The 25,787-nt window shown below is 72.7% G+C and carries 24 protein-coding genes (1 of these 24 only partly in view); 7 read left to right on the top strand and 17 right to left on the bottom strand.

Going from position 1 to position 25,787, the window contains the following annotated elements; genetic code table 11:
- From F7Q99_RS19125 to F7Q99_RS19115, 3 genes are all read right to left on the bottom strand, one after another.
- Window positions 1–197 carry the beginning of a DUF3710 domain-containing protein gene (locus F7Q99_RS19125; RefSeq protein ID WP_326846865.1) on the bottom strand. Its footprint begins 604 nt before the window's first position, so 197 of the gene's 801 nt are visible here — the first part of the coding sequence; the start codon lies at window positions 195–197; its stop codon lies off the left edge, out of view.
- A gap of 69 nt (window positions 198–266) precedes the next feature.
- A complete protein-coding gene (gene dut / locus F7Q99_RS19120) occupies window positions 267–734 on the bottom strand; it encodes a dUTP diphosphatase (protein WP_153463041.1) in 468 nt (155 codons plus the stop codon).
- Window positions 731–1,309, bottom strand: a complete 579-nt coding sequence (locus tag F7Q99_RS19115; protein WP_153466386.1) for a PaaI family thioesterase — start codon at window positions 1,307–1,309, stop codon at window positions 731–733. The genes dut and F7Q99_RS19115 overlap by 4 nt, the downstream gene beginning before the upstream one ends.
- Window positions 1,310–1,456: 147 nt before the next feature.
- On the opposite strand from F7Q99_RS19115, the gene F7Q99_RS19110 reads away from it, so the two are divergent.
- The gene (locus F7Q99_RS19110) at window positions 1,457–1,906 is read left to right on the top strand and encodes a DUF3093 domain-containing protein (protein WP_407697803.1); all 450 of its coding nucleotides are present in this window, start codon (window positions 1,457–1,459) and stop codon (window positions 1,904–1,906) included.
- 202 nt (window positions 1,907–2,108) lie between these two features.
- Here F7Q99_RS19110 and F7Q99_RS19105 read toward each other — a convergent pair whose 3' ends face one another.
- From F7Q99_RS19105 to F7Q99_RS19090, 4 genes are all read right to left on the bottom strand, one after another.
- Window positions 2,109–2,408 carry a DUF4193 domain-containing protein gene (locus tag F7Q99_RS19105; protein ID WP_030285479.1) on the bottom strand — a complete coding sequence of 100 codons (300 nt, stop codon included), beginning with the start codon at window positions 2,406–2,408 and terminating at the stop codon, window positions 2,109–2,111.
- 550 nt (window positions 2,409–2,958) lie between these two features.
- Complete coding sequence (locus tag F7Q99_RS19100) at window positions 2,959–3,939, bottom strand: acyl-ACP desaturase (RefSeq protein ID WP_326846864.1); 981 nt, start codon at window positions 3,937–3,939, stop codon at window positions 2,959–2,961.
- Window positions 3,940–4,189: 250 nt separating this feature from the next.
- Entirely contained in the window at window positions 4,190–5,482 is a 1,293-nt protein-coding gene (locus tag F7Q99_RS19095) for a sensor histidine kinase (RefSeq protein WP_153463037.1), read from the bottom strand.
- A gap of 63 nt (window positions 5,483–5,545) precedes the next feature.
- A complete protein-coding gene (locus F7Q99_RS19090; protein WP_030057689.1) occupies window positions 5,546–6,199 on the bottom strand; it encodes a response regulator transcription factor in 654 nt (217 codons plus the stop codon).
- Between the two features lie 440 nt (window positions 6,200–6,639).
- On the opposite strand from F7Q99_RS19090, the gene F7Q99_RS19085 reads away from it, so the two are divergent.
- Entirely contained in the window at window positions 6,640–6,825 is a 186-nt protein-coding gene (locus F7Q99_RS19085) for a hypothetical protein (protein ID WP_153463035.1), read from the top strand.
- A 133-nt stretch (window positions 6,826–6,958) separates the two neighbouring features.
- Here the strand turns inward: F7Q99_RS19085 and F7Q99_RS19080 are convergent, their stop codons facing one another.
- Together F7Q99_RS19080 and F7Q99_RS19075 are read right to left on the bottom strand one after the other, a co-directional pair.
- Entirely contained in the window at window positions 6,959–7,777 is an 819-nt protein-coding gene (locus tag F7Q99_RS19080; RefSeq protein WP_326846863.1) for an inositol monophosphatase family protein, read from the bottom strand.
- Window positions 7,778–7,802: 25 nt separating this feature from the next.
- The gene (locus F7Q99_RS19075; RefSeq protein ID WP_153463033.1) at window positions 7,803–8,945 is read right to left on the bottom strand and encodes a ferrochelatase; all 1,143 of its coding nucleotides are present in this window, start codon (window positions 8,943–8,945) and stop codon (window positions 7,803–7,805) included.
- Window positions 8,946–9,075: 130 nt separating this feature from the next.
- Here F7Q99_RS19075 and F7Q99_RS19070 point away from each other — a divergent pair, with 130 nt between their 5' ends.
- From F7Q99_RS19070 to sepH, 3 genes are all read left to right on the top strand, one after another.
- Window positions 9,076–10,332 carry an MFS transporter gene (locus tag F7Q99_RS19070; RefSeq protein WP_326846862.1) on the top strand — a complete coding sequence of 419 codons (1,257 nt, stop codon included), beginning with the start codon at window positions 9,076–9,078 and terminating at the stop codon, window positions 10,330–10,332.
- Window positions 10,333–10,470: 138 nt separating this feature from the next.
- Window positions 10,471–11,793 carry a D-arabinono-1,4-lactone oxidase gene (locus F7Q99_RS19065; RefSeq protein ID WP_153463031.1) on the top strand — a complete coding sequence of 441 codons (1,323 nt, stop codon included), beginning with the start codon at window positions 10,471–10,473 and terminating at the stop codon, window positions 11,791–11,793.
- A gap of 537 nt (window positions 11,794–12,330) precedes the next feature.
- Window positions 12,331–13,404 carry a septation protein SepH gene (gene sepH, locus F7Q99_RS19060; RefSeq protein ID WP_326846861.1) on the top strand — a complete coding sequence of 358 codons (1,074 nt, stop codon included), beginning with the start codon at window positions 12,331–12,333 and terminating at the stop codon, window positions 13,402–13,404.
- 57 nt (window positions 13,405–13,461) lie between these two features.
- Here the strand turns inward: sepH and F7Q99_RS19055 are convergent, their stop codons facing one another.
- On the bottom strand, window positions 13,462–14,337 hold the full coding sequence (locus tag F7Q99_RS19055) for a sulfurtransferase (protein ID WP_153463027.1): 876 nt from the start codon (window positions 14,335–14,337) through the stop codon (window positions 13,462–13,464).
- A gap of 161 nt (window positions 14,338–14,498) precedes the next feature.
- Here F7Q99_RS19055 and F7Q99_RS19050 point away from each other — a divergent pair, with 161 nt between their 5' ends.
- A complete protein-coding gene (locus F7Q99_RS19050; RefSeq protein ID WP_326847231.1) occupies window positions 14,499–15,242 on the top strand; it encodes a VOC family protein in 744 nt (247 codons plus the stop codon).
- Here the strand turns inward: F7Q99_RS19050 and F7Q99_RS19045 are convergent.
- The 4 genes from F7Q99_RS19045 to F7Q99_RS19030 all read right to left on the bottom strand — a co-directional run bounded on the left by F7Q99_RS19045 (window position 15,239) and on the right by F7Q99_RS19030 (window position 20,844).
- Window positions 15,239–15,895, bottom strand: a complete 657-nt coding sequence (locus F7Q99_RS19045; protein ID WP_153463023.1) for a thymidine kinase — start codon at window positions 15,893–15,895, stop codon at window positions 15,239–15,241. The two genes, F7Q99_RS19050 and F7Q99_RS19045, sit on opposite strands and share 4 nt — an antisense overlap.
- 95 nt (window positions 15,896–15,990) lie before the next feature.
- A complete protein-coding gene (locus F7Q99_RS19040) occupies window positions 15,991–17,178 on the bottom strand; it encodes an alkaline phosphatase family protein (RefSeq protein ID WP_153463020.1) in 1,188 nt (395 codons plus the stop codon).
- A 109-nt stretch (window positions 17,179–17,287) separates the two neighbouring features.
- Complete coding sequence (locus tag F7Q99_RS19035) at window positions 17,288–17,884, bottom strand: DUF5998 family protein (protein WP_153463018.1); 597 nt, start codon at window positions 17,882–17,884, stop codon at window positions 17,288–17,290.
- A gap of 92 nt (window positions 17,885–17,976) precedes the next feature.
- On the bottom strand, window positions 17,977–20,844 hold the full coding sequence (locus tag F7Q99_RS19030) for a GNAT family N-acetyltransferase (RefSeq protein WP_326846860.1): 2,868 nt from the start codon (window positions 20,842–20,844) through the stop codon (window positions 17,977–17,979).
- 178 nt (window positions 20,845–21,022) lie between these two features.
- On the opposite strand from F7Q99_RS19030, the gene F7Q99_RS19025 reads away from it, so the two are divergent.
- On the top strand, window positions 21,023–21,304 hold the full coding sequence (locus tag F7Q99_RS19025; RefSeq protein WP_153463014.1) for an HPr family phosphocarrier protein: 282 nt from the start codon (window positions 21,023–21,025) through the stop codon (window positions 21,302–21,304).
- Between the two features lie 58 nt (window positions 21,305–21,362).
- On the opposite strand, the gene F7Q99_RS19020 is transcribed toward F7Q99_RS19025, so the two are convergent.
- The 3 genes from F7Q99_RS19020 to F7Q99_RS19010 all read right to left on the bottom strand — a co-directional run bounded on the left by F7Q99_RS19020 (window position 21,363) and on the right by F7Q99_RS19010 (window position 25,591).
- Window positions 21,363–22,556 (bottom strand): RtcB family protein, encoded by a 1,194-nt coding sequence (locus F7Q99_RS19020; RefSeq protein WP_153463013.1) that lies wholly within the window; start codon window positions 22,554–22,556, stop codon window positions 21,363–21,365.
- Window positions 22,557–22,862: 306 nt separating this feature from the next.
- The gene (locus F7Q99_RS19015) at window positions 22,863–24,230 is read right to left on the bottom strand and encodes a M16 family metallopeptidase (protein ID WP_153466381.1); all 1,368 of its coding nucleotides are present in this window, start codon (window positions 24,228–24,230) and stop codon (window positions 22,863–22,865) included.
- Window positions 24,231–24,250: 20 nt separating this feature from the next.
- Window positions 24,251–25,591 (bottom strand): M16 family metallopeptidase, encoded by a 1,341-nt coding sequence (locus F7Q99_RS19010; RefSeq protein ID WP_153463011.1) that lies wholly within the window; start codon window positions 25,589–25,591, stop codon window positions 24,251–24,253.
- Window positions 25,592–25,787: the final 196 nt, after the last annotated feature.

Genomic DNA, 25,787 nt, shown 5'->3' with positions numbered 1-25,787 from the left:
TTCTCCAGCTCGGAGTGGTCCCACGGACCGTCCGGCCGCGGGGCCGGCGGCAAGCCGACCCGGTCGGCCGGGTCCAGCTCGGTCACGTTCTCGCTCTCGGCGGAACCTTCGACGTCATCGGCCGTCTCGTCGGCGCTGATGGCGTCGTCGGCGAGCTGCTCGACAGCGTCCTCGCTCTTCTGGCGACGACGGAACACGGTCACTGTCCTTCCCGGTCCTAGACCGATGCGAATACCTGCTCGGCTTCCTGCGAGGCCGCGGGAATGCTAGACCGCGGCATGGCCGCCGGTCGACCCGAACCCGCCCTCGGCGCGTGCCGACCCGGGCAGCTCGGCCACCTCGTGGAAGTGGGCCTTCTCGACCTGCTGGATGACCAGCTGGGCGATCCGGTCCCCTCGGCGGAAGCTGACTCCCTCGCGCGGGTCCAGATTGACGACGATCACCTTGATCTCTCCACGGTACCCGGCATCGACCGTCCCCGGGGCGTTCACGAGGGCAACACCGCAACGAGCTGCCAGCCCGGAGCGGGGGTGGACGAAGGCCGCGTAGCCGTCCGGGAGGGCGATGGCGATGCCGGTGGGCAGCACGGCCCGCTCGCCGGGCGCCAGCTCGGCGTCGACGGTGGTCCGCAGATCGGCTCCCGCGTCACCGGGCTGCGCGTAGGCGGGCAGCGGCAGCTCGGGGTCGATGCGCCTGATCAGGACGTCCAGCGGCGGCTGGGGGGCGTTGCTCAAGGGTTCACCTCAAAGGCTCGTGCGCGCTTCATCAGGTCCGGGTCGTCGAGGACCTTCCCGATGTCCTCGGGACGACCGTGCGTGGTGAAGTGTTCCAGCTTCACCTGGATGAAGAGTGCCTGCGCCCGAACCGCGACCGGTCCGTCCGGGCCGCCGATCCGGGCCTCGCCGGCGCTGTAGATCTTGCGGCCGTGCACACCGGTGACCCAGGCGCGCAGGTGCAGCACGGAGTCGACGGGGACGGGGCAGAGGAAGTCGGTCTCCAGCCGGCCGGTGACGGCGGGGGCGTGCAGCAGCCAGTTGAGCGTGCCGAGCGTCTCGTCCATGGCGGTGGTCAGCAGGCCGCCGTGTGCGAGGCCGGGGCCGCCCTGGTGGACGTCGCGGACGGTGAACTCGGCGGTGACGTCGAGCCCTTCGCCGGCGACCGCGTCGATCCGCAGGCCGCCGGGGTGCTGCGGGCCGCAGCCGAAGCAGTGCTCGTAGTGGGAGCCGAGCCGGGTACCGGGGGCGGGCGCCTCGGGGGCCCGCGGGGGCAGCACCGCGTCCGGCGGCGGCGTGGTCGGGGACGGCGGCATCGCGGGCGCGGGCAAGTCGGTGGGGGTGATGGGGGTAGTCGTACCGGTCACGGTGAGGAAGCCTACCGAGAACCTACCGACCGGTAGGGAGGCGGCGGGCGGGGGTGCCGTCCCGGCCCGGCCCTTAGGACGCCCACAATGGAGGGCATGTACGACGAACGCCTCACCGTGCCCCGCTCCTGGTGGCTGTTCCCGGTCGTGACCGGGCTCGCGCTCGCGTTGATCCTGCTGCGGGTCAGCGGGCTGGGCGCGCTGATCGGGCTGGTCGTCGGGATCGCCGTCGGCGCGGTCGCGATCAGCAGCTACGGCTCGGCCCGCATCCGCGTGGTGCAGGGCTCGCTGGTGGCCGGCCCGGCCCGGATCCCGGTGGACGCCCTGGGCGCCGCGCACGCGCTGAGCCCGGCCGAGGCGGTCGCCTGGCGCGGGCCGAAGTCCGACGCGCGGGCCTTCATGCTGCTGCGCAGCTACGTCCCGACGGCGCTGCGCGTCGAGGTGACCGACCCGACCGACCCGACGCCGTACCTCTATCTGTCGACGCGCTCGCCGATGAAGCTGGCGGAGGCGCTGGAGGAGGCCCGGCGCGGCGCCCGGGCGTAGCACCCCAGGACAGGGACATACGAAGAGGGACGGTTCCGCTGCTGCGGGACCGTCCCTACGACTTTGTCCTGCCCGGACCTGCCGGTGCCGTCCGCCCGGACGGCCACCGGACCTGCCGTCCGGCTCCGCTGCCCGGAGCCGGAAGGGGCGGGGTGCCGGTCCCGCGTGAGCCGCGGGCGCCGGGCCATGTCCGCCGCGGTGCTCAGGCGCCGCAGTCCCGGCAGATCGGGTTGCCGTTCTTCTCGCTGTAGAGCTGGCTGCGGTGGTGCACCAGGAAGCAGCTCATGCACGTGAACTCGTCGGCCTGCTTCGGCAGCACCCGGACGGCGAGCTCCTCGTTCGAGAGGTCGGCGCCGGGGAGCTCCATGCCCTCGGCCGCATCGAACTCGTCGACGTCGACAGAGCTTCCGCCCTTGTCGTTCCGTCGAGCCTTGAGTTCCTCGATGCTGTCCTCGTTGAGCTCGTCGTCGGTCTTGCGTGGGGTGTCGTAGTCCGTTGCCATTTTTCGCTCTCCCCCTCCGGGTTGTGCGGTGTGCGGTATCTCCAGCGCACGTAACGCATGGGGGGCCGGTCTTGTGCCCGACCCGAGGCGGAGATTTTGCCTTACTTCAAGCCCTGTTACTCAATCGACACTCAGCCAGGGGTCCGTTGGGGTGATCCGCCGGGGTGTGGGAGGCCTCACGCTGGGCCATCTCCGGCCTCGGTCGGGTCCTGCTCGACGGCCACTCACAGTGAGCGTAGGCCGTACCGGTACCTGCCATGTCCCTTGCCCGCCAAGGGGTCGGGTCAATCCCATGGGCGGCCCCAGGGCAGGGTTCCGGTCACGGACGGCAATCGAACCCATCGCGAAGATCATCACTCTCCGGGATCGGCCCACGTCACGGAGCGACACGGTGTGAGCTTGCTCACGTTCGGAATCTTCCGGGACAAATCGCGGAAAATCTACCCAGCCCGGTCGGGCGGCCGCCGGGCCCCGGGGCGGTCCCCCGCCCACGCGCCCCCGGAGCGGCGACGCCGCGGCGGACGGCCGCCCCGAGGGCATGCCAGGCGTGCTAGGCGCTCTTGCGCGCGGCCCGGCGGGCCAGCATCGCGGCCTGCCGCTCCTCGAACTTGCGGGCCTGCCCGTCCAGCTCGTCCAGGAAGACGCCGAGCTCGTCCTGGGCCATCAGGCCCTCCGCGCCGAGGCCGTCGATCTCCATCACCCGCAGGTGCCGCAGCACCGGCTGGAGCACGTCGTCGTGGTGGATGCGCAGGTTATACACCCCGCCGAGGGCGATCTGGGCGGCCGCGCGCTCGAAGCCGGGGATGCCGTGGCCGGGCATCCGGAAGTTGGTGACCACGTCGGCGATGGCCCGCATGGCCTGGTCGGGGGCGATCTCCAGGGCGGCCTTGAGCAGGTTCCGGTAGAAGACCATGTGCAGGTTCTCGTCGTTGGCGATCTTCGCCAGCATCTGCTCGCAGAGCGGGTCGCCGGCGTACTTGCCGGTGTTGCGGTGCGCGATGCGGGTGGCGAGCTCCTGGAACGCCACGTACGCGACGGAGTGCAGCATGCTGTGCGCGTTGTCGGACTCGAAGCCCTCGGACATGTGCGACATCCGGGCCCGCTCCAGCTCGACCGGGTCGACGGCCCGGGTGGCGAGCAGGAAGTCGCGGATGGCTATGCCGTGCCGGCCCTCCTCGGCGGTCCAGCGGTGCACCCAGGTGCCCCAGGCGCCCTCGCGGCCGAACATGCTCGCGATCTCGTGGTGGTAGCTGGGCAGGTTGTCCTCGGTGAGCAGGTTGACCACGAGCGAGACCCGGCCGAGCGGGGTCACCTGGGACTGCTCCACCGCCCAGGCCTCGCCGCCGAGCACGCCGTCGAAGTCGCGGCCCCGGCTCCACGGGACGTACTCGTGCGGCATCCACTCCTTGGCCACGCCTAGGTGGCGGTCGAGCTCCTTCTCCACGACCTCTTCGAGGGCCAGGATCAGCCGCGTGTCGGTCCAGGCGCTCGATCCGAGCGAGGTGCTGCGCTGCGCGGGGGCGATGGTCACGGGTCTTGCTCCAGGGGGACGGCACGCTCGGGGACGGGCGCGTTGGGCGGGAAGTCGGCGGACGCACGGACGGACGCACTTACGGTTGCGTAGGTTACGACACCGTAAGTTGCCGGGCCAGGAAAAGACAAGCCGCCCCCGCCAGGCCTTATGTCGTCTTGACGGCCTGGCGGGGGCGGCTGGAAACGGTCGCTCACGGAGGGCGACGGCGCGGCCGCGCGGTGGGCCCCGGAGCGGCCCGCGGGCGGGGTCAGGGGCCGGGGATGCGGACCCGCATGGTGAGGCCGCCACCGGGACGCGGAGTGGCCTCGATGGCGCCTCCGTGGGCGCGGACCACCGAGCGGACGATGGACAGGCCGAGCCCGACCCCCTTGTCGCTACGGGTGCGGTCGGCGCCCTTGATCCGGCGGAACGGCTCGAAGATGTGCTCCAGCTCGTACTGGGGCACCACCGGGCCGGTGTTGGAGACGACCAGCTCGCCGCCGCCCGGCACCTCGGCGGTGGTCAGCTCGACCCAGCCGCCCGGGGTGTTGTAGCGGACGGCGTTCTGCAGCAGGTTGAGCGCGAGCCGCTCCAGCAGCACGCCGTTGCCCGCGACCACGGTCGGATAGAGCGTGGAGCGCAGCTCGACCTCGCGTCGACCGGCCTCGGCGCGGGTCTGTTCCAGCGCCCTGGTGGCGACCTCGGAGAGCTCCACCGGGCGGCGCTCGGTCAGCTCGTTCTCGCTCCGCGCGAGCAGCAGCAGGCCCTCGACCAGCTGCTCGCTGCGCTCGTTGGTGGCCAGCAGGGTCTTGCCGAGCTGCTGGAGGTCGGGTGAGGCCTCGGGGTCGGAGAGCTGGACCTCCAGCAGCGTGCGGTTGATCGCCAGGGGTGTCCGCAGCTCGTGCGAGGCGTTGGCGACGAAGCGGCGCTGGGAGTCGAACGAGCGGTCCAGCCGGTCGAGCATGTCGTCGAAGGTGTCGGCGAGTTCCTTGAGCTCGTCGTCCGGCCCGTCCAGCTCGATCCTCCGGTGCAGGTCGGAGGAGGCGACGTCGCGCGCGGTGCGGGTGATCCGGCCGAGCGGGCGCAGCACCCGGCCGGCCATCGCGTAGCCGGCCGCGAAGGCGATCACGGCGAGACAGACGAGCATGGTGAGCGACTTGCGCAGCAGGGTGTTGAGCGCGGTGTGGGAGCGCGCGAGGTAGTCGCTGGTCAGGCCCTGGTTGAACTGCCCGCTGTTCACCTGGACTCCGTCGACCGTGATGTAGCCCGAGAAGTCGAACTTGCGCGGTGCGAGGGTCTGTACGGAGTCCTGGAAGAAGACGTACATCAGCAGCAGCAGGACGACGCCGGCCATCAGGAACATGCCGCCGTAGAGCAGGGTGAGCCGCATGCGGATGGTGGGGCGGAAGGGCAGCCAGGCGAGCATGCCGTCGCCGGGGGTGTGGTGCGCGGGCTGGTGCAGCCGCGGCGCACGCGGCGGGTGGGCGGGCTTGGGCGGTAGGGCGCGCGGGCCGCCGGCGGGCGCACCGGAGGGCCCGCCGGCCGGGGGCGGGGTGGTCATGACGGTCCTCTCGGGGCGTCCGCCGGAGCGGGCGCGGTGCGGGAATCCGGGGGCGGATTCCGGTCAGATCCGGTAGCCGGAGCCCGGGACGGTAACGATCACCGGCGGGTCGCCGAGCTTGCGGCGCAGCGTCATCACGGTGACGCGCACAACGTTGGTGAACGGGTCGGTGTGCTCGTCCCAGGCCTTCTCCAGGAGTTGCTCGGCGGAGACGACGGCGCCGCCGGCCCGCATCAGCACCTCCAGGACGGCGAACTCCTTGGGCGCGAGCTGGACGGTGCGTCCGTCGCGGATCACCTCGCGGCGGCCCGGGTCGAGCGAGATGCCGGCGCGCTCCAGGACGGGCGGCAGCGGGATGGTCGCGCGGCGGCCCAGCGCCCTTACCCGGGCGACGAGTTCGCTGAAGGCGAACGGCTTCGGAAGGTAGTCGTCCGCGCCGATCTCCAGGCCCTCGACGCGGTCGCTGATGTCGCCGGAGGCGGTCAGCATGATCACCCGGGTCGCCAGGCCCTGCTCGACCACCTTGCGGCAGACGTCGTCGCCGTGGACCAGCGGCAGGTCGCGGTCCAGCACCACGACGTCGTAGTCGTTGACCGCGATGCGCTGGAGCGCGGCCTCCCCGTCGTACACCACGTCGACGGCCATCGCCTCGCGGCGCAGGCCGGTGGCGACGGCCTCGGCGAGCAGCTGCTCGTCCTCGACGACGAGAACCCGCACGGTCGTTGTCCCTTCTCAAGGCCGGCCCCGGAAGCGGACGCGCGGCTCCGACGGTGCCTCCATCCTGCCTGGTCCTTCGGTAAAGCAGCGATAAACTGCCGCCCGGGCACGCTCGGGTGGGGGCCGCGGGTCGCCGTTCGTGTCCTGACCAGTCCGGTTGGACTGTGACACGGGCAACTTTCTCGCACGGGCAGGTTTCCCGGCGCCCGGGGTGGGGAGGACAGCTGCACACCCGCGATCTGGCTGTTGGCCGATCGCACCCACCCGCCGTGCGTTCATCCGCGCCGGCCCTGGGGCTGGGACGTCACCGGGAGCGGCCAAGGCCGTCTCCGCGCCCGACCGGAGCAGCAGACCCGCCGGCTCGGGCGCTTCCGTCGACCGGACCACCACAGGGCGGAGAGCGCACGACCGTGCACGTCCGACACAGTAAGGGGGCCCGTATGGACGCCTTCAAGGCCGGAATCCTGCAGCGCATAGCCAACGCCGAGCAGGATCTGCACCGCGCGATCGAGGCCGGGGACGACTACCTCGCCGAGGTGGAGCAGTCCGAGCTGGACGACCTCCGCCGACTCGCCGCCGAGCACGGCGTGGACACCACGCTGGAGCGCCACCGCACCGCCGCGTGACGCGCCGAGCCGCCTGACCCGACGCCGGTCCTCCGGCACCAGCGGCCCTGAGGGGGCCGTGCGAAACCCCAAGCCCTGGCATCCCGTGCATGCCAGGGCTCTTCGTTTGCCCGTGATCCGGGGGTGACCCCGCTCAGTCCGCCCAGGCGCGCAGCGCGGCCAGGCGTTCCTGGAGCGGCTCGTACACACCGGGGACGGCGGCGACGGTCAGTTCGCCGTCCGGGCCGTGCCCGGGCCGGCCGCCGATCAGGGCTCCGGCCTCGGCGGCGATCAGGCAGCCCGCGGCCCGGTCCCAGGCTGCCAGGCCGCGCTCGTAGTAGCCGTCCAGCCGCCCGGCGGCGACGTCGCACAGGTCCACCGCGGCGGCGCCGCCCCGGCGGACGTCCCGCACCTCGGGCATCAGGGCCAGCAGCACCTCGGCCTGCCGGACCCGTACCGTCTGGACGTAGTTGAAGCCGGTGCCGATCAGCGCCTGCCCCCACGGCGGGGCCGGGCGCGCCGAGATCGGCCGGCCGTCCAGGCGGGCGCCCCGGCCGAGGACGGCGTGGAACAACTCGCCGCGCGCCGGGGCGTACACCACGCCGACGGCCGCCCGGCCGTCCACCTCGGCGGCCACGCTCACCGCCCAGGACGGCAGTCCGTACAGGTAGTTGACGGTGCCGTCGAGCGGGTCGACGACCCAGCGCACCCCGCTGGTGCCGGGGCGCTCGGCGCCCTCCTCGCCGAGGTAGGCGTCCTGCGGGCGGCGCTCGGTGATCAGTTCCAGGACCAGCTTCTCGGAGGCGATGTCCATCTCGGTGACCACGTCGACCGGGCTGCTCTTGGTGCCGGCCACGCCCAGGTCGACGGGCCGGCCGTCGCGCAGCAGGGCGCCGGCCCGGCGGGCCGCGTCCAGGGCCACGTCGAGCAGGTCGTCGAGCAGCCGGTCGTCGGGCAGGGCGGGGCTGGGCACGGGGTTCTCCTCCGGTACGGGTCAGTCAGCGCTCGGCGGCGGCCGGGCGGGGGGCGCGCGGGTTGGGGCAGCAGGCCACCGCGCACACGTCGTGGCTGGGGCCGAGCGCCCCGAGGGCGCAGCGGGCGACGGGCTCGCCGCGCTCGGTGGCGGCCCGCTCCAGGACCAGCTCGCGCACGGCGGCGGTGAACCGCGGGTCGGCGCCGACGGTGGCGGCCCGGGCGACCGGCAGACCGAGGTCGGCGGCCTTGGCGACGGCCTCGGTGTCGAGGTCGTACTTGACCTCCATGTGGTCGGAGACGAAGCCGATCGGGACCATCACGACGGCCGGTGCACCGTCGGCGTGCTGGGCCTCCAGGTGGTCGCAGATGTCCGGTTCCAGCCACGGGATGTGCGGGGCGCCGCTGCGGCTCTGGAAGACCAGCTCCCACGGCCGGTCGGCGACCCCGGTGCGCTCGGCGACCGCCTCGGCGATCAGCTGGGCGACGTCCAGGTGCTGGGCGACGTAGGCGCCGCCCGGCCGGCCGCGGGCCGGGTCGTCCGGGGCCCCGGAGGTCTCGGCCATCGCGTCCGGGATGGAGTGGGTGGTGAACGCCAGCCGCGCACCGGCCCGCACCTCGGCGGGCAGCTCCGCCAGGGCGGCGACGGTGGCGTCGATCATCGGCTCGACGAAGCCGGGGTGGTTGTAGAAGTGCCGCAGCTTGTCGACCCGCAGCTCGGGGTGGCCCTCCTCGGCGAGGGTGGCGAGCGCGTCGGCCAGGTTCTCGCGGTACTGGCGGCAGCCGGAGTAGCCGGCGTAGGCGCTGGTGGCGAGGACGGCGATCCGGCGGTGCCCGTCGGCGGCCATCTCGCGCAGGGTGTCGACCAGGTAGGGCGCCCAGTTCCGGTTGCCCCAGTAGACCGGCAGGTCCAGGCCGTGCTCGGCGAAGTCCTTGCGCAGCGCGGCCAGCAGCTGACGGTTCTGCTCGTTGATCGGGCTCACGCCGCCGAACAGGAAGTAGTGCTTGCCCACCTCCTTCAGGCGTTGCTGCGGGATTCCCCGGCCGCGGGTGACGTTCTCCAGGAACGGCACGACGTCCTCGGGGGCCTCGGGTCCGCCGAAGGACAGCAGCAGGAGGGCGTCGTAGGGGGCGGCGCCGGTGAGGGAGGGTTTGCGCGCGTCGGACATGGCACCGATCCTGCCATTGAGGGGCGGTATGCCGTCGGCGGGGCGGCGCGGGTGTCCGGAAAATACCGTTTGCCAACGCACGTAAGCTGTGTTCACCAGCCATGTTCCTTACGCCCCACGGAGCTCCCCCGTGCTGTCCAGCTACCGCCAGATCTTCGCCGCCCCCGGCACGCTGGCCTTCTCCTCCGCCGGCTTCATGGCCCGCCTGCCGATCTCCATGGCGGGCATAGGCATCGTGACCATGCTCTCCCAGCTGAGAGGGTCGTACGGGGTGGCGGGTGCGGTCTCGGCGACGCTGGCACTGGCCGCCGCCGCGCTCGGGCCGGCGGTCTCCTGGCTGGTCGACCGGCACGGGCAGCGCCGCGTCGCCCTCCCCGCCGCCGCGCTCACCGTCGCCGCCGCGGCCGGACTGCTGCTCTGCGCCCACTTCGGCGCGCCGTCCTGGACGCTGTTCCTGTTCGCCGTCGGGATGGGCGTGATGCCCAGCGCCGGCGCCATGGTCCGCGCCCGCTGGGCCCACCTGTACCGGGAGGACCCGGCCAAGCTGCACACGGCCTACTCGTTCGAGGCGGTGGTCGACGAGTTCTGCTTCATCGTCGGCCCCATCCTCGTCATCGGCCTGGCCACCAACCTCTTCCCCGAGTCCGGGGCGCTCGCGGCCGTCATCGCGCTCACCGTCGGCATCGTCCTGTTCACCGCCCAGCGCCGCACCGAGCCGCCGGTCCACCCGGCCGCGGCCCGCAGCGGCGGCAGCGCCATCCTCAACGGCGGCCTGGTCGTCCTGGTGCTCACCTTCATCGCCACCGGCGCGATCTTCGGCTCCGTCGAGATCGTCACCGTCGCCTTCGCCGACGCCCAGGGCCACAAGGGGCTCGCCAGCTTCGTCCTCGCCGTCTGGGCGCTCGGCTCCGGCCTCGCCGGCATCGTCTACGGCACGCTCAAGCCCACGAACCCGCTGGCCACCCGGTTCTTCGCGGGCGTGGTGATGATGGCGCTCACCATGGTCCCGATCCTGCTCGTCGCCGGCGGCATGCACGGCATCGGCGGGCTGGTCGCGGCCGGCGCCGCCCTGCTGTTCGCCGGCGTCGCCATCTCCCCCACCCTGATCTCCGCGATGGCCCTGGTCGAACGACTCGTCCCAGCCGCCCAGCTCACCGAGGGCATGGCCTGGACCACGACCGGGCTCGCCCTCGGCGTGGCCTTCGGCTCCTCGGCCGGCGGCTGGGTGGTCGACGCCTCCGGTGCCGCCGCCGGCTACTGGGTGCCGCTGGTCGCCGGGGTCTTCGGCGTCCTCGTCGCCCTGGTCGGGCTGCCCCGCCTGCGGGCCGGCGTCCCCGCCACCGAGCCCCACGAGCCCGCCGCGCAACCGGTAGACCTCGAACGGTGAACTGACTACTCTCCTCCCTACTCGCGGGCCTACCCGCGGGTAGAGGGGCGCGCGCCCCCCTAGGACAGGCCCCACGGGCGGCCCCACCGCCCCGGACCCCCGCCGACCCCGTTCGGCCACGGAGCAGGAGGCAGCACGATGCCCCAGGCCAGTACCGCGACCCGCACCCGCTGGACCAACTGGGCCGGCAACCAGAGCGCCCACCCCGCCCGGGTGGCCACGCCCGGCACCGCGGAGGAACTGGCCAAGGAAATCCTGCGCGCCGCCGACCAGGGCCGCACCGTCAAGGCCGTCGGCTCCGGTCACTCGTTCACCTCGATCGCCTCCGCCGGCGACGGCGTCCAGATCCGCCCCCACGCGTTCACCGCCGTCCGCGAGATCGACCGCGCGGCCGGCACCGTCACCGTCGAGTCCGGCCTCCCGCTCCACCGGCTCAACCGGCTCCTCGCCGCCGAGGGCCTCTCCCTCACCAACATGGGCGACATCGAGGTCCAGACCGTGGCCGGCGCCACCAGCACCGGCACCCACGGCACCGGCCGCGACTCCGGCTCGCTCGCCGCCCAGATCCGCGCCCTGGAGATCGTCCTCGCCGACGGCACCGTCCGGCGCTGCTCCCCGACCGAGCACCCCCGGCTCTTCGAGGGCGCCCGGCTCGGCCTCGGTGCGCTCGGCGTGATCACCGCGCTCACCTTCGCCGTCGAACCGGCCTTCCTGCTCACCGCACACGAACAGCCGATGCGCTTCGACGAGGTGCTCGAACGCCTCGACGACCTCACCGCCGTCAACGAGCACTTCGAGTTCTACTGGTTCCCGCACACCGACCGCTGCTCCACCAAGCGCAACAACCGCAGCCAGGGCCCGGCCGCCCCGCTTCCCCGCTTCAAGGAGTGGCTGGAGGACGATTTCCTCTCCAACACCGTCTGGGAGGGCGCCTGCCGGGTCGGCCGCCGCTTCCCCGGCAGCATTCCCGCCATCGCCTCGCTGGCCAGCCGCGCCTGGTCCGACCGCAGCTACACCGACGCCTCGCACAGGGTGTTCACCAGCGCGCGCAAGGTCCGCTTCGTCGAGATGGAGTACGCGGTGCCGCGCGCGGCCGTCGCCGACGTGCTGCGCGAGCTGAAAGCGCTGATCGAACGATCCGACTGGCGGATCAGCTTCCCGGTGGAGGTCCGCTTCGCCCCCGCCGACGACCTCTGGCTCTCCACCGCCTCCGGCCGCGACAGCGCCTACCTCGCCGTCCACCTCTACCGGGGCACCCGCGACCAGGGCTACTTCACCGGCGTCGAACAGCTGATGACCGCTCACCAGGGCCGCCCGCACTGGGGCAAGCTCCACACCCGCGACGCCGAGTACCTCGCCGGTGTCTACCCGCACTTCGGCGACTTCACCGCGCTGCGCGACGAGGTCGATCCGCAGCGCGTCTTCGGCAATCCCTATCTGCGCCGGGTGCTCGGGGACTGATCCGCCGTCCGCTCCGGCATCAACATCCCCCGGTTCATACGACTGTTCTTCAAACACGACACTCCCCCCTTGCCCAAAGAAGGACACAAGGGACGAAAATGCGGCTCTCCGCTCCCGTTTTATGTGAAGATGATCACCGTTCATCCGGCGGCGATCCGCCATTGGGGGCGCGTGCTCTTGAGATTCCCGTGAATCGCGGGAGACTTGAGCGGCGAGCCGCCCCTTCGGATGCCACGAATGGAGTACTGTTCGTAAAGCCTGAGCCTTGGGTCGACTTGTCGACTGCGCCTTCACCGGCAGACTGACGAAGAGCCACGACACAGGCACGCACGGCGACGCCCTTCCCGGATCGTCGCGAGCACTCCGCGTGCGGGGACGGCGGGACACCGAGGCGCGACGTCGACGGATGGCGTGGCAAAAAGGCAACCGTGCCACAGTGGCGTGCCCGGGCGTAATCCCGACACGCCGGGGAACTCAGCAAGGTTGTGGCCAGTCGCGAGCGGGCAGGCCACACTCAGTACGGGAGCAGCGACGCAGGTGACGTCGGCAGGCACCACCCGGGAGGTAACCGTGCCCGAACTGCGGGTTGTGGCCGTCAGCAACGACGGCACACGGCTGGTGCTCAAAGCTGCCGACAGCACGGAGTACACCCTCCCCATCGACGAGCGGCTGCGCGCCGCCATCCGCGGCGACCGGCCGCGCCTCGGCCAGATCGAGATCGAGGTCGAGAGCCACCTGCGCCCCCGGGACATCCAGGCGCGGATACGAGCCGGTGCCTCCGCCGAGGAGGTCGCGCAGGCCGCCGGCATCTCCGTCGACCGGGTCCGCCGCTTCGAGGGGCCGGTCCTCGCCGAGCGCGCCTTCATGGCCGAACGCGCCCGAAAGACCGCCATCCGCCGCAACGGCGAATCCACCGGCCCGCAGCTCGGCGAGGCCGTCGCCGAGCGGCTCGCGCTGCGCGGGGCCGAGAAGGACACCGAACGCTGGGACTCCTGGCGGCGCGACGACGGCACCTGGGAGGTCATCCTCTCCTACCGGGCCGACGGCGAGGGCCGCAGCGCCTCCTGGACGTACGACCCGCCCCGGCGCCTGGTCCAGCCCAACGACGACGAGGCCCGCGCGCTGATCGGCGAGAACGTCGAGCGCGAGGAGGAGTCGGTCTTCCCGTTCATCCCGCGGATCGCCCGGCTCCCCCAGGACCGGCCGCCCCGCCCGATGATCGACCGGCCCTCCGCCGACCGCATCATGTCGGCCCGCGAGGTCCGCGAGTCGCGCGAGGCCACCGCCGAGGGCCGGGACTCGCTGACCAGCCTGCTCGACGTGGTCCCCGCCTTCCGCGGCGACCTCGCCATCGGACCCAACGCGATCGAGCCGGTGCCCGCCGAGGTCGCGGAGGAGGGCGAGGAGCCGGCCGCCGCGGCACCCGCCGTGGGCGCGGGCTCGGCGTACGCGGACATCCTGATGCCGCGCGCCGTCGCCCCGCACCGCGAGCGCCTGGTCGGCACCACCGACCGGCAGGCCGAGGCGGACGGCGTCCGGCCCGGCCGCCGGGCCACCGTGCCCAGCTGGGACGAGATCGTCTTCGGCAGCCGGCGCAAGAAGCAGGAGTAGTCAGAGGTGACGAAGGGGCGGGAGGCCCGGCCTCCCGCCCCGTCGCCGTGCCCGGGCTCAGCCCGGCTGGTCGGTCACCGCCACCGGGCGGGTCTCGTCGCTCGACCACTCGCTCCACGACCCCGCGTACAGCGTGGCCGGGAGGCCCGCCACCTCAAGCGCCAGGATCTGGTGCGCCGCCGTCACACCCGACCCGCAGTACACGGCCGTCTCCGTCTCACCCGCGCCCAGCGCACGGAACCGCGCGGCCAGCTCCTCGGTCGGCCGGAACCGCCCGTCCGGGCCGACGTTCTCGGCGGTCGGCGCCGACACCGCGCCCGGGATGTGCCCGGCCCGCGGGTCCACCGGCTCCGTCTCACCGCGGTACCGCTCCCCCGCCCGGGCGTCCAGCAGCAGACCGCTGCGCGCCCACGCCGCCGCGCCGTCCGCGTCAACCACCGGCAGCTGACCCGGGACCGGCTTGAAGTCTCCCGCCTCCGGCGCCGGCACCTCGGCCGTCACCGGCAGCCCGGCCGCCAGCCACGCCGCGTACCCGCCGTCCAGCACCCGGACCTCCCGGTGCCCGGCCCAGCGCAGCAGCCACCACGCCCGGGCCGCCGACAGCGACGGCCCGCCGTCGTACACCACGACCGGGCGGTCGGCAGCGACGCCGAAGCGGCGCATCGCCGCACCGAACACCTCCGGATCCGGCAGCGGATGGCGACCACCCCGCCCCGGGGCACCGGGCGGGGCCGCGAGATCCCGGTCCAGGTCGACGAAGTGGGCGCCGGGCAGATGCCCCGCCGCGTACTCCTCGGCCGCGGTCGGGCCGGACGTGGCCGCGCCCACGAGCCGGTAGCGCACGTCCAGCAGCACCGGCGGACGCGCGCAGGCGAGCGCCTCCCGCAGCTTGGCCGCGGAGATCAGCGGGGAAGCGTCGTTGTAGGTGGTCATGGCGGACATTCTCGCGCAGCGCTCCCGAACCGCCGCTCTTTGTGCGGTCTTTGCCGGATTTTCCGCGCGGCCCGAGGGTTCGGCACGCGCCGGAGTGGAAGCATCACCCTGCGCACACCCCGTGCGCCCAACCGCCCCCGAGGAGGCGCGCATTGCCCGCGGTGACACTCCGGCTGGCCCAGGGCACGCCGTGCTGGGTCAGCCTGCTGACCGACGACCTGGCCGGCGCCCGCGCGTTCTACGGCGACCTGGTCGGCTGGACCTACTCCCCCGGCCCCACTCAACTCGGCGACTACGTCCGGGCCGAACTCGACGGGGAACCGGTCGCCGGTCTCGGCGTCTCCACCGCCACCGGCTTCCCGGTGCAGTGGACCACCTACTTCGCCGTGGACAGCGCCGACCACACCGCCCAGCTGGTCCGCGCATGCGGCGGCACCGTCGCCGTCGGACCGCTCCAGGCCGAACGCGCCGGGCGGATGGCCATCGTCGCCGACGTCTCCGGCGCCGTCTTCGGCCTCTGGCAGGGCGAGGAGCTCACCGGCCGCGAGGCCGTCCCCGAACCCGGCGAACTGGCCTGGGCCGAACTGCTCACCCCCGACGCGGAAGGCGCCTCCGCCTTCTACGGCGCGGTCCTCAACCGGCCGGTCCGGCCCACGGACAGCGATGAATCCGCACTGCTGGTGGACGGGCGCCCGGTCGCCGGCATCCGGCACGGCGCCGAACTGCGCGGCCACCCGCCCCGCTGGCAGGTCCACTTCGCCGTACGCGACGCCGACCTGACGGCCCGTCGCGCCGCCGACCTGGGCGGCCGCGTCCTGGTCGAACCGCACGACACCGCCCGCGGCCGCGCCGCCCGGCTGGCCGACCCGCAGGGCGGGCACTTCTCCGTGCTCGAAACGCCCTAGGCCTGCTGCTCCTCGAAGGGCAGGACGTCCGGAGAGAGCACCGAGGCGCCGGAGGTCGCCGAGGTCAACCGGCGGCGGTGATGCCGACGGCACAGCACCTCGTAGCCGACCTCGTCCTCGTTCACCGAGATGTCACCCACCACGACCTGCGCGCCCTCGACCACCATCACGCCGCCGACCGTCCGCGCGTTGTGGGTGGCCCGCGCGCCGCACCAGCACAGCGCCTCCACCTGGAGCACCTCGACCCGGTCGGCCAGCTCGATCAGCCGCTGCGAACCCGGGAACAGTCGGGTGCGGAAATCCGTGGTGATGCCGAACGTGTAGACGTCGATCTCCAGTTCGTCCACCACGCGGGCCAGCTGGTCGACCTGCTCGGCGGCGAAGAACTGGGCCTCGTCGCAGATCAGGTAGTCCACCCGGCCGCCCGCCGAGAGCAGGTGCACCACATGGGTGTGGAAGTCGAAGTCGTCGGTCACCTCGACCGCGTTCGCACGCAGGCCCAGCCGGCTGGAGATGGTGGCCGCGCCGGCCCGGTCGTTCCGGGTCAGGATGATCCCCTGCCGGCCGCGGGCCGCGTGGTTGTGGTCCATCTGCAGCGCCAGCGTCGACTTGCCGCAGTCCATCGTGCCCGAGAAGAACACCAGTTCAGCCATGAGTGGAGCAAGGGCCTTTCACATCAGGGGAGTTCGAGCACAGAAGAATCGGCGGCGGGGCCTTCGTGCACACGTCGAGCAGGCGCGCACCACGCTCAGGCACGCACTTCGAGCAGCGGCACGAACTGCTCGACCGGGGTCATCGAACCGTGCAGGCCGACCATCGCCGACTCACCCGGCTCGTTCCGGGAGGCGATGATCGCCACATCGTCCCGGGCCGCGGCGACCACGTCGCCGATCCGCCGGTACACCCGCTCGTCCACGGCCGGGCCGAACCAGCCCGCCGCGATCGCCTCGTCCCGGGTCGCCACCCACATCCGGTCGCCCAGCACCTCGCTCCAGACCGTGTACACGTCGGCCGCCGCCCCCGGCACCGCGTACACGTGCCGGGCCCGGCCCTCGCCGCCCAGCAGGGCCACGCCAGCGCCCAGCTCCCAGTCCTCGTCGAAGTCGATCCGGTCCTCCGGCGCGATGTCGATCATGCCGTGGTCGGCCGTCACGTACATCGCCGAGCGCGGCGGCAGCTGCTCGGCCAGCCGCCGGGCCAGCCGGTCCACCGCGTCCAGCGTCATCCGCCACTCGTCCGAGTCGACCCCGAAGCGGTGGCCCGCGCCGTCCAGCTCGCTGACGTACGTGTACACCAGCGCCCGGTCGTGCTCGGCCAGCCAGGCGGCGGCCTGGTCCATCCGCTCCTCGCCCGTGGTCCGGCCCAGGAACGTGCCACCGGACAGCGCCACCCGCGTCAGCGGCGTCTGTGCGAACAGCGGGGACGAGACCTGCGCCGTCGCCACCCCGGCGGCGTGCGTGCGCTCGAAGACCGTCGGGTACGGCTGCCAGGCCGCCGGGTCCGTCGGCGGCTGCCAGCGCAGCTGGTTCATCAGATAACCGGCGTCGGGGACCGCCACCGTGTATCCGGCCAGACCGTGCAGCCCCGGCGGAGTGCCCGTGCCGACCGAGGCCAGCGAGGTCGCCGTGGTCGACGGGAAGCCGGCGGTCAGCGGGCGGCCGGTGCCGCCCAGCGAACTCCCCGCCAGCGAGGACAGGAACGGCGCGTACTCGGGATGCCGCAGCAGCAGCTCCCAGCCGAGACCGTCGACCAGGAAGACCACCACCCGGTCCGCCGGGGCGATCGGCAGCGTCGCGGCGAAGCCCTCGACGCCCAGCCCCGCCGCCACCGAGGGCAGCAGGTCGCAGAGCGAACCGCTGCCGTACGCGGGCGCGGGGGCCGTGGCGGGATCGAGGATCTCGAAGGCGTCGTAGCCGTCGGAAGGTGCGAAAGACATGAATCCGGTTTCGTGGCGGTCGTCGGAGGGCGTCAGTGGGGGCGGTCGTCGGCGGTAGCGGTCGTCAACGGAGGCGCTCAGGAGCGGCGGTGCCCGGGAGCCGTGACGCTCAGGCTCGCGGACCGTTGCTGATCGTCGCGTCCGACAGCGCCCGGGCGAACACCAGCGCCTGCGCGACCGTCTCCGGACCGTCACCGGCCTCGCTCACCCGCAGTGACAGATCGTCAGCCGTCGCCGAACCGGTGTATCCGTGATCCGCCTCACAGTTCGGGTCCGAGCAGCCCGCCGGCTCCAGGTCCAGCCGCTGCACCGCGCCCCAGCCGATCGTCAGCACCACCTCGCGCGGCAGCGTGCCCGGCGTGTACGTCTCCGGGTTCGCCACCATCCGGCTCACCACGACCGAGCCGATCCGGTCCAGCCGGACACTCTCCGTCGACGTCGTCGCGAACGGCACCGACGGGCTGCCCGCGTCGCCGGACTGCTCGTCCGTGTGGCTCACCACGAACCGGGTCGGGGTCAGCACCAGCACCGTGACGTGCCGGCGCACCTCGTTCGCGTCGAACGTCGTCTCCTGGTGCACCAGGTAGGAGCCGATCGGCTCCGGGCCCACCGCGGACTCCACCGCCTCGGACACCAGGGCCGGGTAGTAGCCGCTGCGCTCGATCGCCGAACGCAGGTCCTGAGTGGTGGTACCGGTCTTCGCCATAACTCCATCCTGGCATGGTCCGCCGACGAAGCGGGCGGTGCGGCGCCGAGCTTCGGACAACAGCGCCCACGGGCAGGCGCAACCAAGGAAGGTTACAGGGTGCTCATGGCGCGCGGGCCCAGATCGCTGCGGACGGGAAGCGGCGCGATCCGCACGCGCGCCCCCAGGATCGCCAGCCCGTGCGGTGCGACGACCACCGGTTCGAGATCCACCGACGCCACCTCCGGCACGTCGTCCACCAGCTGCGACACCCGCAGCAGCAGCACCTCCAGCGCGTCCGTGTCCACCGCCTCCGCGCCCCGCCAGCCGAACAGCAGCGGAGCCGCCCGGACCTCCCGGATCAGCCCCGCGACGTCCTGATCGGTGGCCGGAACCAGCCGGTGCGCGACATCGCCCAGCAGTTCGGCCGGCGCTCCGGCCAGGCCGAAGGACAGGATCGCGCCCACCGCCGGGTCCACCGTCGCACCGATCACCGTGTCCACCCCGCGCGGGGCCAGCCGCTGCACCACCAGCTCGGCCTGCGCCGCACCGCCGAGCAGCGCGTCCAGCTCGCGGTGGGCGCGGCGCAGGCCCGGCTCGCCGGTCAGGTCCAGCCGGACGCTGCCCAGGTCCGGGCGGTGGCGCAGGTGCGGGGCCGTCGCCTTGAGGGCCACCGGGTAACCGAGCGTGGCAGCTGCCGCGACGGCCGTCGCCTCGTCCGGCGCGGGCAGCGTCGGCGACACGTCGATCCCGTAGTGGGCCAGCAGCTCGCGGGCCTGTGCGTCCGGCAGGGTGATCCGGGCGCCGCCTGGCTGGGTGCGGATCAGGAGCGAGCGGCGCGTGGCACCTCGAACGAGGGTGGTGGTGGGCGACGGGCGGGAGGCCGCGGCACGGGCGCTCAGCGCCGCCTCGACCAGGGCGCGGGCGCCGGGCTCGTCGATCCGGTCCAGCTCGGGGACACGGGCCGTCTCCTCGGCCTCGGCCATCCGGCGGCGCCACTGCGCGTAGTGAACGGCGTGCGCGAGGGCGTGCACCGCCCGCTCGGGCGCCGCGAACGCGGGGATGCCGCCCGGGCGCAGCCGGGCCGGCAGGTCGGTCAGCGCCAGGTGGGCCAGCAGCAGCGGCTTACCCAACTCCCGTGCCCGCTCTCCGGCTTCGAGCAGGGCGGCGGCGATCTCCGGATCGTCCGAGCCCATCTCCGGATCGTCCGAGCCGGTCAGCCGGCCGCCCATGAACGCGTGCGCGGACGTGCCGATCGGCGGGATCGCCACCGCGATCACCGCGTCCACCGCGGGGTCGCCGAGCGCCACGTCCAGGGCGATCCGGAAGTTCTCGCCGGTCGCCGCGGTGCTCAGGTCGACGGGGGTGCGTGGGCGCAGGCCCGCGCTCAGGCAGGCGTCGTACGTCAGAAGGCCGAGCGAGTCCGAGTTGCCGACCACCGCGACCCGGTCCCCGGGCGGCAGCGGCTGGAGGCCGAGCAGCTCGCCGGTGTCGTACAGCTCCGTGATCGTCTCCACCCGGATGACCCCGGCCTGCTGGAACAGCGCGTCCACCGTCGCGTCGCTCAGCCCGGTGGCAGTGCCCGGGACGGCGTGGCCGGGCGGCAGGCTGCCGGTGTGGCGGGCGCCCTTCACCACGACGATCGGCTTCACCGCGGCCAGGCGGCGGGCGATCCTGGTGAACTTGCGCGGGTTGCCGAAGGACTCCAGGTAGAGCAGCACCACCTCGGTCGCGTCGTCCTCCGCCCAGTACTGCAGGAAGTCGTTGCCGGAGACGTCCGCCCGGTTGCCGACCGAGGCGAACGAGGAGACGCCCAGACCCCGGCGGTGGGCGGCCTCCAGCAGCGCCACCCCGATCGCGCCGGACTGGCAGAAGATCCCGAAGCCGCCGCGCCGGGGCAGGTGCGGCGCGAGCGAGGCGTTCAGCGGGAGACCGGGGTCGGTGTTGATCAGGCCGAACGCGTTCGGACCGATCACCCGCATCCCGGCCGCGCGCGCCTGGCGGACCAGCGCCCGCTGCCGGTCGCGGCCCTCCGCGCCGGTCTCGGCGTACCCGGCGGTCACCACCACCAGGCCCTGCACCCCGTGCGCACCGCACTCGGCGACGGCCGCGGGCACGGCACCCTCGGGGACGGCGATCACCGCCAGATCCACCGGGCCCGGGACGTCCAGGATCGAGCGGTGCACCGGAACGCCGTCCAGCTCGGTGCCGGGCGGGGCGTTGCGGTTCACCGCGTGGACGGGACGCGTGCTGTCGAAACTCCCCAGCAGGTCGCGCAGGATCGCCCGGCCGACGGTCTGCGGATTGCGCGAGACGCCGATCACCGCCACCGAGCGCGGAGTGAGCAGCCGCTGGACCGAACGTGCCTCCGCACGGTGTTCGCGCGCCCGCATCACGGCCAGCGAGCGGGCGGTCGGTTCGAGGTCGAACTCCAGGTGCACCACGCCGTCGGCGAAGCTGCGGCGCTGGGTGTAGCCAGCGTCGGTGAAGACCTTCACCATCTTCCGGTTCTCCGGCAGCACCTCCGCCTGGAACCGGCGGATCCCGCGCTCCTGCGCCACCGCCGCGATGTGCTCCAGCAGCGCCGACGCGACCCCGCGGCCCTGGTGGGCGTCCTGCACCAGGAACGCCACTTCGGCGTCGGTGCCGGTGTCGGACGGGCGGCCCTCGGCGTCGATCCGGTCGTAGCGGACGGTCGCGATGAAGCGGTCGCGGATGACGACGGCCAGCGCGACCCGGTTCACGAAGTCGTGGTGGGTGAAGCGGCGGACGTCCTTCTCGGACAGCTTCGGGTACGGCGCGAAGAAGCGGAAGTACTTGGACTGGTCGGAGACCTGCTCGTAGAACTCCACCAGCCGCGCGGCGTCGGCGGGCGTGATCGGCCGGATCCGGGCCGTGCCGCCGTCGCGCAGCAGGATGTCGGCCTCCCAGTGCTGCGGATAGTCCGGTTGCTCGGGGTGCGCTACCGCGGAGTCGTCCACATTCGTCAGGTTATCCGGCGGCGGGCCGCATCGCGCCGGGCCTTATGGCCCGGAAAGAAACAATCACAAGTCCCGAACGCGGCGCCTCGGAGGGGTGACCCGCATGCAACACTGGTCTAGACAACATGGCCGCTTCCCGAGCACGGCCGTGACCAGCTTCACCGGAAAGGCACGTCTCATGGCCGAGCGCCGCGTCACCATCGGTTGGGCCGAGGGCCTGCACGCCCGTCCCGCCTCCGTCTTCGTCCGGGCCGTCGCGGCGACCGGCGTGCCGATCACCATCGCCCGGCCCGGCGGCAACCCGGTGAACGCCGCCTCCATGCTCGGCCTCCTCGCCCTGGGCGCCCAGGGCGGCGACGAGGTCATCCTCGCCTCCGACGCCGACAACGCCGACGACGCCCTCGACCGCCTCGCCAAGCTCGTCCAGGAAGGCCTCGACGAGCTCCCCGCCGCCGCCTGAGCGAGCTCGATCAACCGACAGGGGTGCACCGCCGAGCGGTGCACCCCTGTCGGCATGATCAGCCCTTCACGCAGACGACCTGCTTGAGGTGCGCGACCACCTCGACGAGGTCCTTCTGCTGTTCGATGACCTTCTCGATGGACTTGTAGGCGCCCGGGATCTCGTCCACGACACCGCTGTCCTTGCGGCACTCCACGCCCTTGGTCTGCTCGACCAGGTCGTTCGTGGTGAACCGCTTCTTCGCGGCGTTGCGGCTCATCTTGCGGCCGGCGCCGTGCGAGGCGGAATTGAACGCCGCCTTGTTGCCGAGACCGCGGACGATGTACGAACCGGTGCCCATCGAGCCCGGAATGATCCCGTAGTCGCCGTTGCCGGCCCGGATCGCGCCCTTGCGGGTCACGAGCAGGTCGACGCCGTCGTAGCTTTCCTCCGCCACATAGTTGTGGTGGCAGCTGATGACCTCGTCGAAGGTGACCTTCGCCTTGGCGAACTCGCGGCGGACGACGTTCTGGAAAAGGGCCATCATCACCGCGCGGTTGTGCTTGGCGTACTCCTGCGCCCAGAACAGGTCCTGGCGGTATGCCGCCATCTGCGGCGTGTCCGCGATGAAGACAGCGAGATCCCGGTCCACCAGGCCCTGGTTGTGCGGCAGCGAGCGAGCGACGTCCATGTGGTGCTCCGCCAGCTCCTTGCCGATGTTGCGCGATCCGGAATGCAACATCAGCCAAACAGAACCGGTCTCATCGATGCACAGCTCGCAGAAGTGGTTGCCGGATCCGAGCGTTCCCATCTGCTGCATGGCCCGCTCGCGGCGCCACTTCACCTCCGACGCGACTCCGTCGAACCGCTGCCAGAAGTCGTCCCAGCCGGCCGTCTGGAAGCCGTGGAGCTTGCGCGGGTCGACGGGGTCGGTGTGGAGGCCGCGGCCGACGGGGATGGCCTGCTCGATCTTGGAGCGGAGGCGGGACAGGTCGTCGGGGAGGTCCTTGGCGGTGAGGGAGGTCTTCACCGCGCTCATTCCGCAGCCGATGTCCACGCCGACCGCCGCCGGGCAGACGGCGCCCTTCATGGCGATGACGGAGCCGACGGTCGCGCCCTTGCCCAGGTGGACGTCGGGCATCACGGCGAGGCCGTGCAGCCACGGCAGCGAGCTGATGTTGCGCAGCTGCTGCATGGCCTGGCCCTCGACGGTGGCCGGGTCGGTCCACATCCGGATCGGGACCCGGATACCGGGCACCTCGGTGTACGACATGGGTGTTCGACCTCCAAGGTCGGTTGGTTCACAGGGAGTTGCCGCGCGAAGAGAATCCCGGCGTGGCTCGGGGAAGACCGGAAGGGCTCAGGCGCCCAGGGCATAGAGGGAGAGCGGCCTTGGGGAGCGTCGTCGTATGGTTCGCTCGACCCGCATGGTGACCGCCTCCCTTCACTCGTCGGAGTTCGTACGTGTGTGCCGGGGGATATCTATCCACGGAACACGTCGGGCCCGCAACGGATTTAAAAACGCGACAGGCCCGGAGGAGCGGGTGCTCCACCGGGCCGTGCCGGGAAACCGAATGGATCAGGCCGTGACGACCGTGACCTCGCCGATCCCCAACGCGCGCACGTCGGCCTCGATCACGGCGGCGTCGCCGACCAGCACGGTGACCAGGCGGTCCGGCGGGAAGGCGGCGACGACGGCCTCGGTGGCCTCGGCGGTGGGCAGTTCGGCGAGCCGGCGGTAGACCTCGGCCTGGTAGTCGTCGGCCAGCTGCTGCTCGACCTGGTCGGCGAGGGTGCCGGCGACCGAGCCCGCGGTCTCGTACTTCAGCGGGGCGACGCCCACCAGGAACTGGACGGCCTCGTCCCGTTCGGCGTCGGTGAGGCCCTCGGCGGCGAGGGTGCGCAGGATCGTCCAGGTGTCGGCGAGCGCGGGGGCGGTGGAGGCGGTGTCCACCGAGCCGCTGATGGCGAGCAGCGAGCGCCCGCTGCCGTGGGCGGCGGAGCGCAGCGGCTGGGCGAAGGCGCGGACGCCGTAGGTGTAGCCCTTCTCCTCGCGCAGGACGCGGTCGAGGCGGGAGGTGAGGGTGCCGCCGAGGCAGTAGGTGCCGAGGATCTGGGCGGCCCAGGAGGGGTCGTGGCGGTCGGGGCCGACGCGGCCGATGAGGAGCTGGGTCTGAACGGAGCCGGGGCGGTCGACGATGAGGACCCGGCCGCGGTCGTCGGCGGTGACGGGAGCGTGGACGGACGCCTCGGCGGAGGAGCCGCTCCAGGTGCCGAGGGTGCTCTCCAGGAGGGCGGGCAGGTCGGTGCCGGTGAGGTCGCCGACGACGACGACGGTGGTGGTGGCGGGGCGGACGTGGGCGTCGTAGAAGGCCTTGACGGCGGCCCGGTCGATGGACTTGACCGTGTCGGCGGTGCCGCTGCGGGGGCGGGAGAGGCGGTCGGTGGCCTCGAAGAGTTCGGCGTAGAGGGCCTTGGCGGCGCGCCGGGCGGGGTTGGCCTGTTCGTGGACGATCTCGTCGAGGCGGTTGGCGACGAGGCGCTCGATCTCGTCCTCGGGGAAGGCGGGGGCGCGCAGGGCGTCGGCGAGGAGGGCGAGTCCGCGCTGGAGGCGGGAGGCGGGGACCTCCAGGGAGACGCGGATGCACGGGTGGTCGGCGTGGGCGTCGAGGGTGGCGCCGGCGCGCTCGAGTTCGGCGGCGAACTCCTCGGCGGTGAGGGTGTCGGTGCCTTCGCTGAGGGCGCGGGCGAGGATGGCGGCGACGCCGTCGAGGCCGTCGGGTTCGGCGGCGAGGGTGGCGTCGAGGAGGACCTCGACGGCGACGAGCTGCTGGCCGGGCCGGTGGCAGTGCAGGACGGTGATGCCGTTGCCGAGGGCGGCGCGCTCGGGGGAGGGGAAGGCCCACGGGCTGGGGGTGCCGGGCTCGGGCTGGGGGTGGAACGTCATGGCGGGGACGTAGTCGGTGCTCATACGGCAGCGCCCTCCTCATCGGTGGCGGCGGAAGCGTCGGTCTCGGCGGCGGTGGGCTCGTAGACGAGGACGGCCCGGTTGTCGGGGTGGAGCCGGGCCTCGGCGACGGCCCGGACCTCCTCGGCGGTGATGTCGAGGACCTTGGGGAGGGCGTCGTTGAGCAGCTTGGGGTCGCCGAACAGGACGGCGAAGCGGCAGAGTTCGTCGGCGCGGCCGGCGACGGTGGTGAGCCGGTCGAGCCATTCGCGCTCGATCTGGGCCTGGGCGCGTTCGAGTTCGGCGGGGGTGGGGCCCTCGGCGGCGAAGCGGGCGAGTTCCTCGTCGACGGCGGTGTCGATCTGCGCGATGGTGGCGTCGCCGGAGGTCTTGACGTCGAGCCAGCCGAGGCTGGGGGCGCCGGCGAGGCGCAGCAGGCCGAAGCCGGCGGCGACGGCGGTGCGGTCGCGGCGGACGAGCCGGTTGTAGAGGCGGCTGGACTCGCCGCTGCCGAGGATGGTGAGGGCGAGGTCGGCGGCGTCGGCTTCGCGGGTGCCGTCGTGCGGGAGCCGGTAGGCGGCCATCAGGGCGCGGGAGGGGACGTCCTCGCGGACCTCCTCGCGGAGTTCGCGGCCGATGGTGTCGGGGAGTTCGCCGGAGCGTGGGGGCCGCTTGCCGTCGTGCGCGGGGATGCTGCCGAAGTACTTCTCGACCCAGGCGATGGTCTGCTCGGGGTCGATGTCGCCGACGACGGAGAGGACGGCGTTGTTGGGGGCGTAGTAGGTGCGGAAGAAGGTGCGGGCGTCCTCGAGGGTGGCGGCGTCGAGGTCGGCCATGGAGCCGATGGGGGTGTGGTGGTAGGGGTGGCCGTCGGGGAAGGAGAGCCCGGTGAGCTTCTCGAAGGCGGTGCCGTAGGGGACGTTGTCGTAGCGCTGGCGGCGCTCGTTCTTGACGACGTCGCGCTGGTTCTCCATGGACGTCTCGTCGAGGGCGGCGAGCAGCGAGCCCATGCGGTCGGCCTCCAGCCAGAGGGCGAGCTCCAGCTGGTGGGTGGGCATGGTCTCGAAGTAGTTGGTGCGCTCGAAGCTGGTGGTGCCGTTGAGCGAGCCGCCGGCGCCCTGGACGAGTTCGAAGTGGCCGTTGTTGGAGACGTTGGCGGAGCCCTGGAACATGAGGTGCTCGAAGAGGTGGGCGAGTCCGGTGCGGCCCTTGACCTCGTGCCGGGAGCCCACGTCGTACCAGAGGCAGACTGCGGCGACCGGGGTGAGGTGGTCCTCGGAGAGGACGACGCGCAGGCCGTTGGCCAGGCGGTGCTCGGTGATGGCGATGCCTCGGCTGGAGGCGGGGGCCGGGTTGGCCATGCGCTCGGGTCCTTCCCGTCGTCGATGTCGGGGGTTCGTGTGGCGTCCCCCATTGTGGTGCAACGCGCGGGAGCCGTGGATGTGTCCGCGCGGACGGGGCGTTCGCCAGGGGCGGAAGAGGGCCGCTGGCCGGGAGTGTCGGCGCGAGGGTCCACAATGGGGGCGCCGCACCCTGCTCGACGGGGCCGGCGGCTGG

The sequence above is a fragment of the Streptomyces kaniharaensis genome (assembly GCF_009569385.1).
Taxonomy (GTDB): Bacteria; Actinomycetota; Actinomycetes; order Streptomycetales; family Streptomycetaceae; genus Kitasatospora; species Kitasatospora kaniharaensis.
The sequence above is the reverse complement of the archived record's forward strand: the minus strand, read 5'-3'. Positions and strand labels throughout refer to the sequence as shown.

Bases quoted from the DNA above. Each gene is read 5' to 3' on its own strand.
- F7Q99_RS19115 (WP_153466386.1), bottom strand. From the start codon at position 1,309: ATGCCGCCGTCCCCGACCACGCCGCCGCCGGACGCGGTGCTGCCCCCG.
- F7Q99_RS19110 (WP_407697803.1), top strand. From the start codon at position 1,457: ATGTACGACGAACGCCTCACCGTGCCCCGCTCCTGGTGGCTGTTCCCG.
- F7Q99_RS19105 (WP_030285479.1), bottom strand. From the start codon at position 2,408: ATGGCAACGGACTACGACACCCCACGCAAGACCGACGACGAGCTCAAC.
- F7Q99_RS19095 (WP_153463037.1), bottom strand. From the start codon at position 5,482: ATGACCACCCCGCCCCCGGCCGGCGGGCCCTCCGGTGCGCCCGCCGGC.
- F7Q99_RS19085 (WP_153463035.1), top strand. From the start codon at position 6,640: ATGGACGCCTTCAAGGCCGGAATCCTGCAGCGCATAGCCAACGCCGAG.
- F7Q99_RS19075 (WP_153463033.1), bottom strand. From the start codon at position 8,945: ATGTCCGACGCGCGCAAACCCTCCCTCACCGGCGCCGCCCCCTACGAC.
- F7Q99_RS19065 (WP_153463031.1), top strand. From the start codon at position 10,471: ATGCCCCAGGCCAGTACCGCGACCCGCACCCGCTGGACCAACTGGGCC.
- F7Q99_RS19055 (WP_153463027.1), bottom strand. From the start codon at position 14,337: ATGACCACCTACAACGACGCTTCCCCGCTGATCTCCGCGGCCAAGCTG.
- F7Q99_RS19045 (WP_153463023.1), bottom strand. From the start codon at position 15,895: ATGGCTGAACTGGTGTTCTTCTCGGGCACGATGGACTGCGGCAAGTCG.
- F7Q99_RS19040 (WP_153463020.1), bottom strand. From the start codon at position 17,178: ATGTCTTTCGCACCTTCCGACGGCTACGACGCCTTCGAGATCCTCGAT.
- F7Q99_RS19035 (WP_153463018.1), bottom strand. From the start codon at position 17,884: ATGGCGAAGACCGGTACCACCACTCAGGACCTGCGTTCGGCGATCGAG.
- F7Q99_RS19025 (WP_153463014.1), top strand. From the start codon at position 21,023: ATGGCCGAGCGCCGCGTCACCATCGGTTGGGCCGAGGGCCTGCACGCC.
- F7Q99_RS19020 (WP_153463013.1), bottom strand. From the start codon at position 22,556: ATGTCGTACACCGAGGTGCCCGGTATCCGGGTCCCGATCCGGATGTGG.
- F7Q99_RS19015 (WP_153466381.1), bottom strand. From the start codon at position 24,230: ATGACGTTCCACCCCCAGCCCGAGCCCGGCACCCCCAGCCCGTGGGCC.
- F7Q99_RS19010 (WP_153463011.1), bottom strand. From the start codon at position 25,591: ATGGCCAACCCGGCCCCCGCCTCCAGCCGAGGCATCGCCATCACCGAG.